Here is a 19,247-nt window from a genome sequence, read left to right on the forward strand (position 1 = left end):
GCCACATATGACCGAAGGGTAAAGTGTTATAATCACGCAGACCGATCGCTTCTCAGAGTAAGGCAAGTGATTATAACACTTTACCCTGACCTTTATAGGACATCAACAACCCTGTAGCCACTGCATTTCTTGGTCCTTCGCAATTTCTGATATTTCCTCTACCTGAAACAATCTTATATTTGGATAATTCATTAAGAATCAGATCAGGTATCTCAAAATCCAATGCACTTCCTCCAACCAAAACTATATTAGGTATATTTCTAATTTGATTATCAGGTGCTATCTGAGTCAATGCACGTACTGCATTCTGTACAAATACTTTTTTCTTTATTGATTTTCTGATATCCACAATCTTTTCCATGGTTATACTACTATTTATAGGAATCATCTTTTCTTCATCCATTACCACTACTTTTCCAAACAACTTTGGAGACAATGGTTTATCAAAAAACTTGATTTCCTTGTTTTCCATCCTTATATGAAATAAACTCTCTACTTTTGCAAGAGGATTCCTTTTAATATGTTCACATAAAGCCAGATCATTAAGTCCTAATTCAGTATTAATCAATAGAGTAATCAACTGTCCTGCTCCTGCAAGATGCACAGATTTTACTAGTCCATTTTCATCTAATATAGCTGCATCTGTTGAACCTCCGCCAAGATCAAGAATAGCTAAAGGTAATTCAGTACCGGGAGTAGTCCATGCACCTAATGATGCCATAACAGCTTCAACACCAGCTATCTTAACGTATACACCTGTTTCATCCTGTAATCTACGAGCTATCTTTTCCATAGGCAGATGTTCTGTCTTAACCATAGCCGCAATCCCTACAGCATTTTCCATAGAAACTTCTCCAGCCAAAGCACCTTTGACATCTACTGGAATCAACGTATCCACCGCTAGAATATCCTGTATCTTAACAGTACCTTCTTGACCTGTTAACTCATGCATATTCTTCTTGATTCCATCTATCATAATTCCTATATTAGTACCTGATTCTCCATCTATATCAACAATTGGTGCCGCCTTATTACAAGACTTCATTATCTCATCAGCACCTAAATCCACTTTGACTTTTTCTTCTGATTCCTCACCATGTATAGTCAACTCACCAGCTTTTATAGATTGCTCCTTTACAGACCCTTTCGGTGTTCTAATAAAAATAGCTGACCTGCTTCCAACAAAGCTCTTGGCAATAGGAACAACATGTCTCGTTTCTTCAGCACTTAACTGAAATATTGAAGCTATACCATAAGGATTGGATAAACTAGTAATGGTATGTCCCTCAGGTGCCACCTCCACAGCGGCTTTCATACCTATCTCAATCTTATCAATGTACTTTACTTCATCCACTATTGGAATCTTCTTATTCAATCTATTATAAATAAGTACCGCTTCATCTTCCTGAACTACAACTGCACTTATTTCATAAACTTCCATCAATCTATTTATCTTCTCAGCCGCCTGCTCATACCCCATATCATTTGATATCAAACATATATATGACCTATTATGTGGCAACTTATCAATCTCTTCCACAGGATAAATATACCCTGTTCCTATCCCTGCACCTGCTGGTGTATCAGGATTATGACCTATCATAGTTGACTCTGTGATAATTGTTTCTGTAATTGTTTCCATAGCAGTATCGCCGATAACTGGAGCCGCTTCATTAATTCTTATAACTGACAGGTCACCCATCTTTTTATGCACCCTATCCATAGCTATAACCAAAGCATTCTTAATTCCCTCCACATTACTAGGAGTGCCCTTAGTACCTGTAGTCTCTACATTAGCACTAGCTAAGAACTTAAGCATCCCTCTATCATTTATCAAACCAATACACACTTCAGTAGTTGAATTACCAATATCAACCCCCGCAATATACTTCATCAAAATCACCTATTCATTAATGTTATTAATGTTAATATATTTCTCATAAAGCTTCTTCTTGCAATACCGACGAAGGGTAAAGTGTTACAATCACGCAGACCGATTGCTTCCCAGAGTAAGGCAAGTGATTGTAACACTTTACCCTGACCCTTATCCATGAATCCATCTAACCTTTTTTCAATATCCCTCTACGCTCATAAACCTTAACCGCATCCCTAATAAAATCAGCACACATCACAGCCGAATATTTATTTTCCAGAGTATTTGCATAGTCTAACAATTCATTTTTCGTAGCCCTATTAGGTCTTAACTTATCATATATTTCAAGTATCAACTCATCCTCAACCTTAGTCAGCTCACTGGCTCTATTGAAGTTCTGCTGAAGTTGTTTTTTCCCGGAACTATAAGCTATTTCACCTTGCATCTTCAAGGTTTCTTTAGATATCTTTATATCTTCTGGTGTAACAGTCCCATCTAGAACACTTTCCATATTGATACTATCCAATTTTTTACCTGTATAACTTCTTACTTTATCCTTAGGCAAGGGGTATTTTACCATGACTTTCATTCCTTTCCCCATCACAGAACTTTTAGATCAACCCAATATCCACTGAGTTTTTAGCAGTTACTACAAATTCAGTTTCTCTAGTATGCATTAATGCCGCTTTTACCTGATACTTTGCACGTACAGTAAAATCATTCTTACTTTCAATAGGTTTGACCTGTACTCCTTTTGCATATCTTGCAGCATTTTTTCCTATCTGCCTATATATATCCAAAGTTAAAAGTGGTGCTTGTGGGAATAATTCTAAATTAGTAAGGGGATATAGGTCTCTTTGGTGTATTATGGCTGTTCCTTTTGATTGAATACCTATTGATACTCCTGATCCAGACATATTAGCTGCCTCTTTACCTATGAAAGCTACATCTGAAGTCTTATTAACTCTAATTACTCTAGGTAACATTCCTTCTTCTTCAATCCCAGCCATTATTTCCTTAATGACTTTTACATGTTCCAAGTCATTGATGGTCTTCTTTATTACATTTCCAAAAGCGGGTCCAATACCTATTACCACTTCTTTTCTATTCATTCCACGCTTTGATTTCTGTATATCCCGAAAAATAGAATCATATTGCTTGTTATCTGAATCATCTTTATTTATTATAGGCGCTTTTTTGTTAAGTTCTTTTACAACTAATCTGGTAATCTGTTCAATAAGCTCATTAGTTAATTCCACTATTTCACCACCTTTATAGATCATCAAGATTAATAATATGTGGAATATCCTTTATTTCTTGCCATCTTTTACCTGATACTCTATATCCAGTACCAGGACCCATATAATCATTTTCCATATTGACAGCACTTATAACATTGAATTCATCATCCAATATTGCAGAGGTGTGTAAGTAATCACCTGTTATCCTCTGTTTCAACATATTTAATAAGCTGTCGGCTACATCTATATATGAGGCGTTATGCAGTGCTTTAACAATATCTAGTCCTGTTATACCTTTGTTCATCATATCATCAATAGCGGCAAGGTCAGCTAATATGTCTCTCTCAGGCATATCTTTACTACCATGAGCATAAGCCGCCGCTTCCACTTCTTCATCACTGATGTTAGGAAGATTCAGCTCCCTAAACACACCTTGTAAAGCTTTTGCAGCTTTTCTTCTTGTATCAACAACATCTTCTTCTTTTACTGGTCTAAGTCCACCATCAATTTTCAGATCTCTTTGAAGTACATTATAATCATCAAAATCCTCTGCATCGAAATTGGAACCAGCAAACATATTATCGTAATTAGGTGTTCCACTATAACCTGAGAATATAAAATCAGTTCCAGGTAGGAATTGCATCATTGTTCTTGCTGTTCTTCTTTGGTCAGAGTGAGTAAAACTTTGGTCATTAGAAGAAGCTACTTCTAAATCAAGCATTGCAGCAATCAAGTTCTCAGCAAGTACAGCCCTAATTCCTGATGGTACAGACGCTGGAATACCAATACAACTAACAGAACCGTTTTGTAATCCTTGAACACCAGCACCTTTTGTAACTAGAATACATCTTGTTTCAAGATAAAGCATTGATTTGCTTTCTGCATTACCCATCAACACTTCTGAACCAGTACCAGAGGTAAATCTCATTTTCAATCCTCTTGATGCATAAGCGGATGCTAAAAACGCTTTTGAATAAGGAGTATCATCACCATCAATAAATACGGATTCTGTTCCGTATACCGATATGGTTTCAGCATAAGTAGTTAATCCTCTTATCCCAAGATCAAGTTCGATAGCCTCTTCAACAGCACATTGGGTCAGTACACCTTTCCTGCCTACTTGGGCACCAATCAATAATGCTATTGCATTAAAAGGTGCATATCTGGCTACTGCTACTGTTGTCTCTTCTTCTGCGAATCCTCTAAGTGCTCCTTCTGCCGCATCAGCCGCTATCTGTACAGGATTATCTTTGAGATTGGTTATATGCGCTTGGTTTGCAGGTAACTTTCTTGCTCTCATCTTCTGCATTGCCATCATCATCTCTACTACATTAAGATGTCCAACTACTTCACAGATCTTGGCAGGAGTTAAACCTGAGATGATTTTTATGATTTCTTCCCTTTTTATATGTATATCAACTAATTTCCTAGCTATATCCAAGGAATCCATTGCCATCATTTCTTCTGTCAGCTCTATATCAATTGCGTAGTCTGCAATAAACTGGTCAATGAAGTCGAATTCTTCTCTTGATTTTCCATCCATCCTGGTTATAGTATTACTTCTAACCTCAACAGATGGTTTTGGGTCAAGAGGACTATTCATAGCAATAAATCCTTTTTCTGGCCATTCATTGATATATCCGTCTTGATTAATAGGTCTTTTGTCAAGTATTTCAAATCTTTTTGAACGCTTCATACTTAATCTCTCCTCAAGAGAAATATTATTTTAATTGCTCGATAACTCTCTTAGTTACTTCAGCAACGATTGCACTTACATCGTTATCACTTACTTGTGCATTGTCTTTAGCTGCACTACAGCTGCTTCCATCTGCTTTACAAAGATTAGCAGGATGTCTTCCTGATAAATTGAACTTGCTTCTTAGATCATATAATGTTTGAACTTGTGAATCTGATAATTCTTGTGGTCCACCAAGTTGCTTTGATGTATATAGTAATTGAGCATAGAACTCTAATGATTCCATTTTGAAATAAGCAGTCATTAGACTATCTCCATAACTTAACGCACCATGATTCTCTAATAATACTGCATCATAATTTTCCAAGTATTTTTCAACTGCATCTGGAATTTCATCAGTTGAAGGTGTTCCATATTCAGCGATTGGTACACAACCTAATGATATAACCGCTTCTGGCATGATTGGTTGAGTAAGTGGTATACCAGCTATAGCAAAACTTGTTGCATAGATTGGATGAGCATGAACAACAGATTTTACATCTGGTCTTTGCTTATATACTCTTAAGTGCATCTTTATTTCTGATGATGGCTTTAATCCTTTGTTTGCTTGTAAAACATTTCCGTTGATATCTACTTTACAAATCATATCTGGAGTCATAAAACCTTTGCTTACTCCAGTTGGTGTACATAAAAATTCATTGTCAGATATTTTTACACTAATATTACCGTCATTAGCTGCAACCATACCTCTATCATAGATTCTCCTACCAATTTCACATATTTGTTTCTTTACATCGTATTCACCTATCATATTAATCCTCCTAATAATATATTCAAAACTTCTTTGTTCTTGTTTGTTTTTCTTTTATTATCTTTGTTTAATATAATAATAACAGAACAACCAACATTAGTCAAGTATCTTTGCAACAAAAAAACAGCACAAAATTTGTATATTTGCACTGTTTTCTTGTTGGTTTTTATTTGTTTTGTTATATTTGAAGTAGATAAGTGATTATTACGCTATCCCTTCACCTACTTTTATTACATCTACCTTATTATCATGTAAAGTCTCAACCCATTTATTGGATAATTCTTTGTCAGTGACAATAATATCTAATTTATCCAGATTATAAGCTTTGATAAATGATTTTTTATCAAATTTACTGCTATCAACAGCCAATATCACCTGTTCAGAAGTTTTTATCATCTTTTTCTTTACTTCTGTTTCCAATTGATGGGGTTCCATGATTCCATGTTCAATGTTAATTGCTTTACAGCTGATTATTGTTTTATTCACATAGTATTTCTCAATGGCTGATTCTGCCCAGTGTCCTACAAACGATAAGGAAGTACTTTTTAGTGTTCCACCTGTTGAAATGACTTGAATGTTGGAATCACCTGCTAAAACCATTGGTATTTTCAATGCATTAGTTATTATGGTAATTTTTTTTCCTTTTAGGTATTTTGCAACGTATAAAGCAGTTGTACTGGAATCCATCATAATGGTATCTCCATCTTGAATTAAATCAGCCACTGCTTTTCCTATTAGGTTTTTGTCTTCTTTGTTAGTTGCTTCTCTTATGTTAATGGATATGTCTTCATTAGTGCTTTTATTAAGTACAGCTCCACCATAACTTCTTGTTATGTAGCCTTCATTTTCTAGTTTTTCAAGATCTCTTCGTATTGTCTCAAGAGTAACATTAAATTGTTTGCTGAGATCTAATACTTTTACGCTTTCTTCTTTATTAATTATCTCTAATATTGTTTTTCTTCTATCAATTGCTAACATAAAACCACCTATTCCCACCCTTTTTTATTGTTGTTTTTTCTTTTTTATTATAACATTAATAATAATAATAGCAAGAACAAATTTTTATTATGTAAAATTCAAGCAACTTTCCTAAGAAAAAAAGACCCCACGAGGGGGTCATCTAACAATTTTTATCTATATCCATCTTTCTTATCTCTTGCTTCATCCTCTATTTCATTTCTCATACTGTTCAATGATTCTTCTCTTCTATTGTTTTTCTCTTCTAGTGTTTTCTTCATTTTCTCGTCATCTGTCTCTTCAATCATTTCATTGGCCAAATGAATATTTTGAACCGTTTTATCAATATTATATTGAATTCTATCTACATTATCTCTTCTGTCATCTTGTTTATGTTCCATTTTAATGTCTCCTTCATCTATTTTATTGATATGTATGGATGATAATCTCTTACATACCTCATTTTTATTATTTCATTAACCTTTTTATAATATTCAAGAAAACTGTTTTCTCCAATTAATTATATGAGATATGAAAAAAGTATTTTTAACAATTAGTATCCCATATTTTCAGATACAGATTCAGAGGCATCATCAGTTTTTATTTTTACTGTATAGTCACCAATTTCATCAGTCACTTTATACACGTGAATATAATATTTATCTGGCTCATCAATATATATTTCTTTTGACCCTTCATCAAATATTTTTTCACCATAGATATATTCTTCAAAATTTCCTTCTTTGAATAACACCCAATTAATAGGTTTGTCTCCTTTATTAACTACATCAAAAGATATAGTACCAGCTTGTTTAACATCAATAGAGAATATGTCCTGATTATCTCTTCCGCCCATTGAAGCTTCTATTGTTGTATCTAGGTTACTTATCTCATTTGCAGTATCATAAGTGTTATTTTCTTCAATCTCCATGAAGTTGTCTTTTTTATCTTCCTTATCAGCTAAAATACTTCCTTTAATCTTGAAGTTATATAGTGAATCATCTCTTGTTGACTTATAGATTGTCAAGTTGTAGCGTCCTGATTTTTCTATGTTCACATTCTCTAAAGCTGATTCATAAATCGTACCACAACCTATTCTTGAATCTTTATTTGATTCATGAGACAACACCCAAAACAGCTTATCCTTACTTGAATTATTGAATACAATATCTATTTCTCCACTTTCTGCTGCATCAAAATAAAATACATCTATTAAATCTCTATCACCTAATTTACCATTCATCTTTACATATGAAGCTGAAATCTCAGTAGCATTCTCTGGAATGTTATTATACTCAGTTTCTTCTATTTCCCCATTTTTCAATTCCTGAACTTCAATTTTTTTAATTATAGAAGCTTTACCTCTTCTATCATCCATTATCTTTAAGGTTACAGTATATTGTCCAGGTATTTTATATTTATGTGATGGATTAACTTCTTCACTTGTTTCTCCATCTCCGAAATCCCACTCGTAAGCTACTATTTTACCATCCGCATCTAAGGAAGAAGTACTGTCAAAATCAATTATTGTATCCTCTACAATTCTGTCAGGGCATTCAAATACAGCTATTGGTAATATATTAGGAATAAAATCCTTATCTCCTTGTTTGCCATAAAATACTATATCATATTCCACATTATTAGATGAATTAACTCTATAGTTTGTAAAATAACATGTAAGTGTCTTGTATCCTTCCCAATTATTATTTTCTGCTATTTGATTTAGCATATCATTGGCTTTTTTATCCATTGCTTGCCAATCATTACATTCATCAATTGATTTATCCCCTATAAATGAACCTTTTACTGTGAATGAATCAAAAAACTGTGAAGAATTTTCTTCTACCTTGATATCAATTAAGCCAGTTGAGTCCTTGATATCCTTTTGTATACTCTCAATATCTTTATATTCATATTCATTCAAATAATCATCAGATACTAATGGTGTAGTCAAGTCATCGTAACTGTCAGTTAACTCCTGCATGTATTCTTGATAATTATTATTTAATTCATCATTATTACTCAATGACTCAATATACTTATCATATCCCTCTACGTCACTATTTTTAATATATTCATTCAAATTGACAAAGGTTTCAAAGCTATTACCGTATATATAGCTATCAAACATAAATGCATAGCTGTAAAATTCAAATGATCCATATCTTGAATGAAGAGTTTTGGATACTGAATATCTTCCAGATGGCTCTTGAGGCAATCCCCTTATCATTGACTTCCTTGGAAGTACACTGGAAGTACGAGTTGAACCAGCAAAAAATTCTGCTCCACCTTCACTAAACCAAGTCAATCTGTCTTTTTTATGCATTTCAGTCTGGTTGAATAAACCAGGTACAATATAACGTGCTTGTAGATAATGTGTGAATTCATGACGGAAAAGCTCCTCTAAGCTATAAATGCTCTCTTGAGGTGTTCTTTCATATGTGAAAAATGTTCCTATGTTTTCAATATAGATACCACCATTATCAGTACTATATCCATACAGATCCCAATTCACCTTATATTCTCTAGGACTATTATATATTACTATCGTCAAAATATCATCAGCATTCCCAGGTTCAAGAGCTTCATCGCTTCCCGATACCCTGAAGAATTGAGCCTTGACTTCCTTTGAAGCCCAATAAAGTCTTTTTATTTTTTCCTCAGTAACTTTATCTCCTGCTTTTATAATCATCTTACCATCATCAAATGTATACGTATTTGGCAGATAATGATCTATACCATCTTCTTTGACCTTATTATAATCTACAGTTTTATCGTTGTAATCTTTACTTCCATAATTATTTGATATACCTTTCGCTGCAACTAAATACGGTTCACTTAAATCTGGATAAATATTCATTGCATCAGTTAGAATCTTCAAATTTACCCTGGAATCACTATGAAATCTACCATACTCAGCTATTTGGTAAATACAGTTATTAACTAACCAAGTACTATTCTCATCTATATCCTCCAGTAAAGCAATTTTCTTAAAGGAATTAATGTAATCGTCAATATTCCCATACCATTCAGTTTTCTTGATATCTCTTTCTAATCTAACATCTCTCTTAATAGCTTTCAAAATACCATTCATAAGCTCATGCAATGCTGTAGTTTTTGAACGGTCATTCATGTAATCTTTTACATTGTTATTATACTGATCTATTACCTTAACTGAATTATTAACAAGCTCTGTATTACATGATGTGTTTGATATCAGCTTTCCTAATGCTACTATAATTTCATTCTGTACACTAGTACCTAAACCAAAATTTTCATTTGCTTGTATTGCTAGCATAGCAGATATACAATCATTGTCAAAATCCTCTTCATTCAGATACTTCAAGTCATCTTTAGCATTATAATATGCAACATATGTTCCTGATCTCAGTACCTCTACTAATGTTCTGATACCCTTCATATCTGAAGCTGTATAAGAAGCACCTTTTTCTTTAAGTGCATCAATAACAGCTTGTACACGTTCTTTATCTTTATAGAATTCATGGATATCTTCATTGAACTCGAATAATTCAGGCATATCACTCCATTTAATTGTCTCCAATACCTCAATAAGTTCTTTGTGGCTCAATGTGTTTAAATAGGACATATAATACTTGTCTTCATTTTCTTTTGTTGCTGTATTTTCGTTATTTGATGCATATACACCCTTCATTGGATATATTAACATAAATATTGCTAAAAATAACACAACTACCCTTTTGTTGACATAATTCATTCTTTTTCCTCCATTTTCATAATTTAGAGTATTATTATACACTCAACTACATATTAAAAAAAATAGGATAATAATATCATGCCATATAATTAATAAATCTTACCATTTGTCCTATTCAAATATCTATATACATTATATAATTTCAACTAACTTATCTCTTCACAATCTAGTATATCAAGGATTTGATTACGAATTATACTGGGAAAGTTGAGTTATTACCTTATAGTAATAAATTCACATATATAGACTAAAATTATAAAATAAAGACCAATTGAATTTATTAAGGTAAAAGCTTATAATATTATTAAAATACTATAATTTTTAAACATTGAGACTACGAAAATAAATAAATAGGTGGGTGCACATATGATAAAAACAATAAAAAATTTCATGGTTACTATTTTAGCTATCAGCTGTTTTATACTTATGATTGGAGGATGCAGTAATCTAAAATCTGAAGAGGATAATCCCATTATTGATAAGGAAACAAGTGATGATAATGCCAATACTACAAGTACTGACACAGAAACAACTGATAAAGCGGAAAATGATGATAAGTCTAGTACTGATGATGAATTGGATTCAGATATAATAAATCACCATAGAAAAACAATAACCATTACTACTATAGGAGATTGTACTCTAGGTAGTTTTCCGGAAGTTACAAAAGGAAAATCATTTGAAGATGTACTAGCTGCTAATAATAACGATTATGAATATCCTTTCAAAAATGCTTTTAAATGGATTAAATCAGATGATATAACATTAATCAATTTTGAAGGAACATTAACAGATGCAACAAAACTTGCTAATAAAAAATGGAGATTCAAAGGACCAAAAGAATATACTAATTTTCTAACCTCATCTAGTATTGAGGTTGTAAATATAGCAAACAACCATAGCTATGATTATTTAGAAGAAGGCTATGCTGATACGATCAAGAATATGAATGATGCAGGTATAGGAGTATCTGGAAATGAATATGTCCATATTAAAAATATTGATAGCATCAAAATAGCCTTCATAGGACATATGGTCAAGGATGAGCCAGAAGATATATTTGATAAGGTAAAAAAAGATATATTGAAAGCCAATCAGGATGGTGCTGATGTAATTGTATGTTCTTTCCATTGGGGAATCGAGTACAATAATATGCCTACAGAGTATCAAAAAAAATTAGGACATTTTGCAATTGACTGTGGAGCTGATATGGTCATAGGTCATCACCCTCACATTTTACAAGGAATTGAGTTATACAATGGTAAATATATAGCCTATAGTCTTGGAAATTTTGTTTTTGGTGGAAATGAAATATTATACGACGCAAAACATAAAGACGTTGATACAATATTATTAAGACAACAAATAGATTTGGATGATAAAGAAATAATAGATATCAGACTTTCTATAGTACCCTTTAGATTATCTGGCGATACAAAATATAATAATTATCAACCAATTGTTCAAGCTGGTGATGAAGGATTACGTATCAGGGATAAATTAATAAGCTTAAGTGATAAATTAGAATATGGTATAAAATCACTAGAGATAGAAGAATAATAACACAACTGTCATTTATACCTTTTTATAAATATGTATTAATAACAAAACAAAGAACTAGTAATATAAATAATTATTATCTAATCTTTGTAATATTAATACATATTTTTTTATTTCATTACTAAGGTACATATTGCATAATATCTTAATTAATATTAGTTATTGAATTAAATTATTTAACTAAAATGGGTTATATGCACAATTTGACAAAACATTGTTATCTGCTATAATTTTTGTATAGGTAGATTAATCAACAAAAGGTAAAAATCATTGAATTAACACACAAAATATACCATTTGAAAGGAGTCAACTTTTGCTTTTTGTAATTAATCATAGGTTAAAAAATAAATTTCTTGGGGGAATACTATGAAAAATCTAGGTACAGCAAATTATGTTTGTGATGTTGATAGTGTTTCAAAATGGGTGTTTTCTTCAACAGGTATTGGACGGGATGCAGCTTTTAATTTAGTCTCATTATTTTTATTAACCTACATACAGTTTACTATGGGGCTTAGTGTTGCCCAATTTAGTGCTCTGACAATCATAATCGTTCTATGCAGGATATGGGACGGTGTCAATGACCCACTAATGGGTATGATAATAGAAAATACTCATACGAAGTGGGGAAAATTCAAACCTTGGATATTTATAGGAGCTATAATTAATGGATTCATTATAATGTCTCTATTCATGATTAGACCTGAGGGTTGGGGTTTTGTATGTTTCTTCGGAATCGCTTATTTACTATGGGGCATGACATTCACCATGAATGATATTGCCTACTGGTCCATGTTACCCTCTTTATCAAGTCAGCCAAGAACTAGAGACCAGCTTACAACTCTAGTTGCACTCTTTGCAAACGTTGGTGCTTTTTTTGTTGGTGGATTGGTTCCTATCCTAACTACTGGAAATATGGTTACAGCTTATAGAAATATTGCTATCTTTGTTGGTCTTCTATTCATTGTATGTCAAATCATTTGTGTATTATTTGTAAAAGAAAAACCCGAAAGAGTATTGAATGATAAACCAAAAGTATCCTTTTCTAAGATGTTCAAGATGATTAAAAGCAATGATCAATTATTATGGATAACTATTGCCCTATTCTTTCATTATTTATTGCAATCAATTATTAATGCTCTTGGAATAAATATGTTCTACTTTGAATTTGGATATGATGGCAAGAACATGACTATCTTTATTGCAGTCTATGCTCTTATCTCTTTGATTTCTACAGCTCTTTACCCTATACTGACTAAAAAATTCAATCGGATGCAAATTGTAAAATATGCTTTTAGGTTAAGTATCATTGGATATATAGTATTTTTCTTGACAGGTTACATTCCTATTCTTCCTCATAGTATTATAACTTTTTGTATTGGTGGAGTACTTATTTTTGGTGGATACGGATTAATCTATTTAGTTATCTTAGTTCAATTTTCAAATACTATAGAATATGATGAATACTTAACTGGTGAGAGAAATGAATCGGTATCATTTTCATTAAGACCTTTGACTGCAAAGATTTCTGGAGCTGTTCAGCAAGCTATTGTAACCATTGTTTTAATATCAAGTGGTATTTATGGTCTTTCAAGAAAGATTTCAGATCTTGAGTCATCAGTGGGAATTTCAGAAAGTATGAGAAGTCAAGAAGCTAATGCTATAATTGCTACTGCCACTGATAATATGCTATTGATTTTACGTATAGGAATTGCTATTGTTCCATTGATAATGGCAATTATCGTTTATTATATCATCACTAAAAAATATTTTATCACTGAAAATGTTTATTCAATGATATTAGATGAACTTGAATTAAGAAAGAAAGATCCTAACCATTTTGATAATAAATCAATATTAGAGTCAATGAACAAAAAAATTTCATGACAGATTTTAGAAATAGGTACTATTACCTGTTTCCTATTCAGACTCCTATTAACACATATATTAATTCTTGATTATATTAATTCCATACATGTTATACCTCTTTCTCAAAATAACAACAATATAATATTGTGACAATATTACAATTATTATATAATCATTGTTGATTTATAGTATTAATTGATTTATAATATACCCTATATGTATATATAGGAAAATTAATACAAAAATTATCAATTATTAAACTTAAACTTTTATAAATCATTTCTTATTACTTGAAAACAGGCATAGATTCAACAATAATCGACTCTTTTATTTGTAGCATACAATTTACTAATTACATAGAAAAAGAATTTTTTTAAATATTTTTGTAACCTTTTAGGACTTTTTGCCCTTATATAAATGTAGACGTTTTTATGATAAAAAAAAATAAAATAAAAATAAGAAAAGGAATGATTACAAATGAGAAAGATTAAATTATTATTATTAACGGTTTTATTAACATCAGTATTATCAGTAGGAGTTAATGCACAAGGGGATCGCATGATAGTGGAAGAATCAAGAATTGGTAATACATTACTTAGAGCTACATTAGATTCCGTAGATGACCCATTATCTTATTGTACTGATAGTATAAGTTCTTCAAGTGGTTATCTAGTAATTGATAGCAATACATTTTCTAATCAAACATGTGATAAATTAGAGTTACAAATTAACTTACAAGAAAATAAAAATGGTTCTTGGTCAACAATAAAAACTTATTCTTATACTTCATATAATACTAGTAGTATTAGTAAGTATCCTACTTATTCATCTCAAACAGTTGGAGCTAAATACAGAGTAAAAACTTATCATTATGCCGAAGTTGATGGTGAAACTTATGTTAAAATAATTACCTCACCTGAAGTTACAGCTAAATAATATAAAATTAAAAAGGGGTGAATTAAATTCATCCCTTTCTAGAATATTATAAAGATAATGCAGTTTCAAAAACTATAGAATAATCCATTCCAATTATTTCGAATTCAATATCTCCCTTAACAAAAATACCTATATTTAAATTATCACTGTTTAGCATAGTATACTCAATACCATTTTTATTAACGGTTTTTTTATTAAATTGAAGTGAATTATAATTGGCTATTGTACCTGTTTCACTCAATCTTGCATCTTTCTGTTTAATTAATATTTGATTGTTATTATTGTCTACCAAAGTTATTACTAACAAATTCACAGTATCATTTACGTTATGAAGAGTATAATTGTCAGGTAATACAGGTGAAATAAATTCACTACCGTTCTTCTCATTAATCTCCGCTACCTTAGCATCCAACTCTGGATCTCTGTTTTCTTCATAAGGTTTAGAATCCCTTGAATGGAATTGGATTGTATTACCACTTACACTAGTTAGTAACCTTTTGAATAAACTTGCGTTACTAGATAAATCAACTGAGACCAATGCTACTATCACTATACAAGCTGTAACTACAGCTTTATAAGTTCTTCTAACCCTAAATTTCTTTTTTAATTGTTCTTCATGTATTTCCTTACTTAGATTATTCCAGATTTTATTTTTTGCATCCTCATCAATATGTACATCATTCATACTGTTTTCTAGATGAATCTTTAATTTTTCATCTAATTCACTATACGCTTTGTTTTTGTTGCTGTTGTTGTTGTTTCTCATAAATTAACTCCCCCTTCATATTCTGCATTAGTAATTTTCTTGTCCTATGCAATTTGACTTTTGCATTTGGTACAGATATGCTTAATAGTTGAGCAATTTCCCTAACTTTATACCCCTGAATGCTTAACAACATTACCTCTCTGTCAACATGAGGTAACTTGTCCATGATTTGTTCTACGTAAATATCTTCAAAAGCCTCTCCTATAGTATCTTTATCGCTACTAATTTCCTCATTGATGGTTGTAGGAAATAGATTGTTACGAGCAGTGTTTTTCTTAGCTCTTGTAATTGCTAGATTATAAGCAGCTTTTAATATATAATTTCTAAAATGGTCAAAATTCTTAATTTTGTTCATATTCTTAAAGCCAATGCTAAAAGCGTCTTGAGTTATTTCCTCACAGTCTTCCTTATTCTTTACGATTCTATATGCAGTTGTATAAACAAGTCTATAATATTTATCAAACAAGTATTGATACAAATCATCGTTACAGTTATCCATCTTGTACATAGTGCCACTCCCTTGTAGTAAATATTACGTTATCCTATCAATTAAAGACTATGTATAGCTATTTTCTCATTAGTTACCATGATTTGTCAAGTACTGTCTTAATCTACATATCCTTTTATACTTAAAATATAATTCAAACTTTTTCTATGAAATTATTAATTATTTTATATTTTTAATACTTAAACTATATAAAATTTAATCACCAAACAACGTTGCAATAGATTCCTTTAGTGAATTATACCTATTTTCAGCAATTAATTTAGTACTTATTACCTTTTTTATTTTACAGCACCAACTTTATTATACCAATAATTATCAATATTCTCAATAGATATAATCAAATCAGTTAATAAAAAGATTACTTTGTCCATACGAAACAAAGTAATCTTTTATACTTAAGAAAATACACTATAAACTAGTTAAAACTAATCAAATTTTGGTCTATCAGTCAATGTTACATCATCACCATCATGTCCATGCAATTCAAATATTACAACTTCATTCTTACCCATTCTTAGTAATGGTCCTGGTACATATAATGTTCTCTGTGGTGCTTTTTCCCAATATCTGCCTAAGTTGAATCCATTAATGTAGACTACACCCTTTTTCCATTTATCCATTAATATGAAAGTATCCGCTATCTCATCTATATTAAATGAACCTCTATAAAAACATGGAGTAGTTTGTTCTTTAATATTACTATACTGTATACCATCAATATTATTAAGCTCTATTGGATACATGACCCAACCAAATTGCTGTTGGTAATCAAGGAGTACATTTTCAGTTATACCATTGTATTCACCTAGAAGAGTACCATAGTTTACTCTTCCCAGATTTTCTACAAGTATATCTAATACCATTTCCTCTTTATCAATGATAATATCCAGCTTTTTATCACCTTGCTCAGTTCTATCAATGATACCTTGGAACTTCCCATCCAGATAAATGATACCTCTATCATTGCATTTATTGATTGTTAGTTTTACATTACCTTTTGGACCAGTCACTTTTGTTCTATATAATGTGAAACCATAATTTTGATCCAGTTTTTCCATTGGTAATGGAGCTGCATTCTCAACAGGGTTAGATAATATATTCAAGTGTTCAAATAACTCAGCTTGCTCCTCCATCTTTACTTTTCCATAAGCTATCTTCTTAGTGTTTTCAACTTCTAAATCATCAGGGATATTAAAATAAGAAGCTATGGTATTTTTAACAGCATAATATTTTTCTGTCATATCTCCTGCTTCAGTCAACAGAGCATCATAATCGTAACTTGTTGTAGTTGGTAATAGTTTTCCCTTGTCATAATTAGCACCATTATAGAATCCAAAATTAGTTCCACCATGGAACATATAGAAATTGACATTTCCATTCATCCCTAGCATTGAATCAAGATCTTTAGCTACATCTTGTGGCTCTCTTGTATGATGTTCACTACCCCAATGGTCAAACCAGCCATTCCAGAATTCCATACACATCATTGGACCTTTTTTCTCATATTCTTTCAGCTTATCAAAAGCTTCTTCTGGACGAGAACCAAAATTTGCAGTCTTATAGATTTCAGGCAATGTTCCTCCTTGAAGCATTATATCCGTAGGTCCATCTGAGGTGAACAGCATTACATCAATACCTCTATTTATCAGACCTTCTCTTAGATAATTCAAATATTTTTTATCGTTACCGTAACTTCCATATTCATTTTCTATCTGAAAAGCTATTATTGGACCACCATTAGTGCATAACAATGGTTTCAATAATGGTAGAAGTTTGTTATAAAAAGAATCCACTTTATCAAGATATGTTCTGTTATAGCATCTTAATTCTATGTCAGTATATTTTAATAACCAACTAGGCAACCCACCTAATTCCCATTCTGCACAGATATAAGGTCCTGGACGAATTATTACCATTAGCCCTAATTCTTCAGCTGTTTTTACAAATCTTGTTATATCTGCTATACCTTCAAAATTGAATTCTCCTTCTTTTGGTTCATGAATATTCCAAGCCACATATGTCTCAACCGTATTGAATCCACAAGCCTTCAACTTCTTCAATCGATCTTCCCAATATTCAGGCACTGTTCTAAAATAATGAATCGCTCCTGATATGATTCTTATAGGTTCCCCATTATAATGAAACTCTTTGTTTTTTATTTCAAATATAGCCATACAACCACTCCTTGAATTTATAAGTTATTAATACTCATTATAATGTCTTGTAGAAATTATAAAATAGATAATCCAATTATTTTTTGTACTATTCCGTTGTTCTTCAAAAGGTAAAAACAGGTAACTCTAATTTTTATGACTAATCTTGTAATTCTCTTAAATATCTAGATTGATTATGCTATAATAATAGGATATCTCATAAGAAAGGTGATAGGTATGGATAAGACTATAATTGTTGATTTGAATGACATAAATCCACTTGTGCGACAAGCTGGTTTCCAAAAAGATAATTGGCCAGATCATGAGCGTAAAATCTACGATTATGAGATGTTTTACTGTAATAAAGGCGAAGCCTATATGACTATCAAAGGTAATTACAAACATATAAAAAAAGGCACCCTCGTATTGGTAAAACCTAATACCCCTACTAGATTATGGTTTGATAAAAAACAAACTCCTGAAATATATTGGATTCATTTTGACTTCATCTATTTTGATGGAGATCAGCACATTAATAAATATCTTACTGAAAAAAGTCATTTGTTATTTAGCGATCGCCTGCCAGATGATTATTTAATCAGACCTAATATCATATTATCCAATGGTTTGGAGTTCCCAGATTATCTAGTAGTCAAGAATCCTGAAAAAATAAAGCACTTGTATATGTCAATAATCGATTCTTATAAGTCAAAACATTTTTACTGGCAATTTGATTGCAAGATCTATTTGCTGCAACTTTTCAAGTGTATCCTAGAACAAATATGCCCAGATGTGGAACCACCCATCAATACTCAAAAAGATATTACTAACCTGATTCTTGAGTATATCAAACACCATTATTATGAAAAATTGACTCTTGAGGAAATCTCTAATTATATTGGTCTAAGTAAAGATTATATAAGCAAGATATTCAAGTCCAATACAGGTAAAAGCATTATTACATATCTTAATATGTATCGTATAAAGAAAGCTAAACAACTTCTCATATTTAGCAGCCTAACCATTAAAGAGATATCAGAAGTCATTGGATATAATGACCAATACTACTTTAGTAAACAAATGAAAAAACTTACGGGATATTCCCCCATAAGCTTTCGTAAAAATAATATAAGAGAATAGACCA

The 19,247-nt window shown here is 31.5% G+C and carries 15 protein-coding genes; 4 read left to right on the forward strand and 11 right to left on the reverse strand.

All coding sequences use genetic code 11. The features are described from left to right. Nucleotides 1-70 precede the first annotated feature (70 nt). The 8 genes from HYG85_RS06920 to HYG85_RS06955 all read right to left on the reverse strand — a co-directional run bounded on the left by HYG85_RS06920 (nt 71) and on the right by HYG85_RS06955 (nt 10,314). On the reverse strand, nt 71-1,894 hold the full coding sequence (locus HYG85_RS06920; RefSeq protein ID WP_212692854.1) for a diol dehydratase reactivase subunit alpha: 1,824 nt from the start codon (nt 1,892-1,894) through the stop codon (nt 71-73). Between the two features lie 166 nt (nt 1,895-2,060). Beyond that, nucleotides 2,061-2,462, reverse strand: coding sequence for a diol dehydratase small subunit (locus HYG85_RS06925; RefSeq protein WP_212692855.1), 402 nt, complete (start codon nt 2,460-2,462; stop codon nt 2,061-2,063). Between the two features lie 22 nt (nt 2,463-2,484). After that, the gene (locus HYG85_RS06930) at nt 2,485-3,132 is read right to left on the reverse strand and encodes a propanediol/glycerol family dehydratase medium subunit (protein ID WP_244971294.1); all 648 of its coding nucleotides are present in this window, start codon (nt 3,130-3,132) and stop codon (nt 2,485-2,487) included. A gap of 13 nt (nt 3,133-3,145) precedes the next feature. Continuing rightward, nucleotides 3,146-4,810, reverse strand: coding sequence for a propanediol/glycerol family dehydratase large subunit (locus HYG85_RS06935; RefSeq protein ID WP_212692857.1), 1,665 nt, complete (start codon nt 4,808-4,810; stop codon nt 3,146-3,148). Between the two features lie 25 nt (nt 4,811-4,835). Continuing rightward, nucleotides 4,836-5,621 carry a class II aldolase/adducin family protein gene (locus tag HYG85_RS06940; protein ID WP_212692858.1) on the reverse strand — a complete coding sequence of 262 codons (786 nt, stop codon included), beginning with the start codon at nt 5,619-5,621 and terminating at the stop codon, nt 4,836-4,838. Nucleotides 5,622-5,825: 204 nt separating this feature from the next. Then, entirely contained in the window at nt 5,826-6,599 is a 774-nt protein-coding gene (locus tag HYG85_RS06945; RefSeq protein ID WP_113672254.1) for a DeoR/GlpR family DNA-binding transcription regulator, read from the reverse strand. Nucleotides 6,600-6,751: 152 nt separating this feature from the next. Next, nucleotides 6,752-6,979 carry a small acid-soluble spore protein Tlp gene (gene tlp / locus HYG85_RS06950; protein WP_212692859.1) on the reverse strand — a complete coding sequence of 76 codons (228 nt, stop codon included), beginning with the start codon at nt 6,977-6,979 and terminating at the stop codon, nt 6,752-6,754. A 152-nt stretch (nt 6,980-7,131) separates the two neighbouring features. Continuing rightward, the gene (locus tag HYG85_RS06955) at nt 7,132-10,314 is read right to left on the reverse strand and encodes a collagenase (RefSeq protein ID WP_212692860.1); all 3,183 of its coding nucleotides are present in this window, start codon (nt 10,312-10,314) and stop codon (nt 7,132-7,134) included. 366 nt (nt 10,315-10,680) lie between these two features. Here HYG85_RS06955 and HYG85_RS06960 point away from each other — a divergent pair, with 366 nt between their 5' ends. The 3 genes from HYG85_RS06960 (at nt 10,681) to HYG85_RS06970 (ending at nt 14,676) form a co-directional block, all read left to right on the forward strand. Further along, complete coding sequence (locus tag HYG85_RS06960) at nt 10,681-11,874, forward strand: CapA family protein (RefSeq protein ID WP_212692861.1); 1,194 nt, start codon at nt 10,681-10,683, stop codon at nt 11,872-11,874. 366 nt (nt 11,875-12,240) lie between these two features. After that, complete coding sequence (locus HYG85_RS06965) at nt 12,241-13,758, forward strand: glycoside-pentoside-hexuronide (GPH):cation symporter (RefSeq protein WP_212692862.1); 1,518 nt, start codon at nt 12,241-12,243, stop codon at nt 13,756-13,758. Between the two features lie 459 nt (nt 13,759-14,217). Continuing rightward, on the forward strand, nt 14,218-14,676 hold the full coding sequence (locus HYG85_RS06970; RefSeq protein ID WP_212692863.1) for a hypothetical protein: 459 nt from the start codon (nt 14,218-14,220) through the stop codon (nt 14,674-14,676). A 46-nt stretch (nt 14,677-14,722) separates the two neighbouring features. Here the strand turns inward: HYG85_RS06970 and HYG85_RS06975 are convergent, their stop codons facing one another. The 3 genes from HYG85_RS06975 to HYG85_RS06985 all read right to left on the reverse strand — a co-directional run bounded on the left by HYG85_RS06975 (nt 14,723) and on the right by HYG85_RS06985 (nt 18,124). Next, nucleotides 14,723-15,442: a hypothetical protein gene (locus tag HYG85_RS06975; protein ID WP_212692864.1), complete on the reverse strand. Its 720-nt coding sequence runs from the start codon at nt 15,440-15,442 to the stop codon at nt 14,723-14,725. Next, entirely contained in the window at nt 15,402-15,950 is a 549-nt protein-coding gene (locus HYG85_RS06980) for an RNA polymerase sigma factor (protein WP_212692865.1), read from the reverse strand. Before HYG85_RS06980 ends, HYG85_RS06975 begins: the two co-directional genes overlap by 41 nt. Before the next feature lie 425 nt (nt 15,951-16,375). Beyond that, nucleotides 16,376-18,124, reverse strand: a complete 1,749-nt coding sequence (locus HYG85_RS06985) for a glycoside hydrolase family 35 protein (protein WP_212692866.1) — start codon at nt 18,122-18,124, stop codon at nt 16,376-16,378. Between the two features lie 216 nt (nt 18,125-18,340). Here HYG85_RS06985 and HYG85_RS06990 point away from each other — a divergent pair, with 216 nt between their 5' ends. After that, nucleotides 18,341-19,243, forward strand: a complete 903-nt coding sequence (locus HYG85_RS06990; RefSeq protein WP_212692867.1) for an AraC family transcriptional regulator — start codon at nt 18,341-18,343, stop codon at nt 19,241-19,243. The last annotated feature ends 4 nt before the right edge of the window (nt 19,244-19,247 follow it).

The sequence above is a fragment of the Vallitalea guaymasensis genome (assembly GCF_018141425.1).
In the GTDB taxonomy this organism is placed as follows: domain Bacteria; phylum Bacillota; class Clostridia; order Lachnospirales; family Vallitaleaceae; genus Vallitalea; species Vallitalea guaymasensis.

What these genes read in the sequence shown, in the direction of transcription:
- HYG85_RS06920 (WP_212692854.1), bottom strand. Translation starts at nt 1,894, where the DNA reads ATGAAGTATATTGCGGGGGTTGATATTGGTAATTCAACTACTGAAGTG.
- HYG85_RS06925 (WP_212692855.1), bottom strand. Translation starts at nt 2,462, where the DNA reads ATGAAAGTCATGGTAAAATACCCCTTGCCTAAGGATAAAGTAAGAAGT.
- HYG85_RS06935 (WP_212692857.1), bottom strand. Translation starts at nt 4,810, where the DNA reads ATGAAGCGTTCAAAAAGATTTGAAATACTTGACAAAAGACCTATTAAT.
- HYG85_RS06940 (WP_212692858.1), bottom strand. Translation starts at nt 5,621, where the DNA reads ATGATAGGTGAATACGATGTAAAGAAACAAATATGTGAAATTGGTAGG.
- HYG85_RS06945 (WP_113672254.1), bottom strand. Translation starts at nt 6,599, where the DNA reads ATGTTAGCAATTGATAGAAGAAAAACAATATTAGAGATAATTAATAAA.
- tlp (WP_212692859.1), bottom strand. Translation starts at nt 6,979, where the DNA reads ATGGAACATAAACAAGATGACAGAAGAGATAATGTAGATAGAATTCAA.
- HYG85_RS06955 (WP_212692860.1), bottom strand. Translation starts at nt 10,314, where the DNA reads ATGAATTATGTCAACAAAAGGGTAGTTGTGTTATTTTTAGCAATATTT.
- HYG85_RS06960 (WP_212692861.1), top strand. Translation starts at nt 10,681, where the DNA reads ATGATAAAAACAATAAAAAATTTCATGGTTACTATTTTAGCTATCAGC.
- HYG85_RS06965 (WP_212692862.1), top strand. Translation starts at nt 12,241, where the DNA reads ATGAAAAATCTAGGTACAGCAAATTATGTTTGTGATGTTGATAGTGTT.
- HYG85_RS06970 (WP_212692863.1), top strand. Translation starts at nt 14,218, where the DNA reads ATGAGAAAGATTAAATTATTATTATTAACGGTTTTATTAACATCAGTA.
- HYG85_RS06975 (WP_212692864.1), bottom strand. Translation starts at nt 15,442, where the DNA reads ATGAGAAACAACAACAACAGCAACAAAAACAAAGCGTATAGTGAATTA.
- HYG85_RS06980 (WP_212692865.1), bottom strand. Translation starts at nt 15,950, where the DNA reads ATGTACAAGATGGATAACTGTAACGATGATTTGTATCAATACTTGTTT.
- HYG85_RS06985 (WP_212692866.1), bottom strand. Translation starts at nt 18,124, where the DNA reads ATGGCTATATTTGAAATAAAAAACAAAGAGTTTCATTATAATGGGGAA.
- HYG85_RS06990 (WP_212692867.1), top strand. Translation starts at nt 18,341, where the DNA reads ATGGATAAGACTATAATTGTTGATTTGAATGACATAAATCCACTTGTG.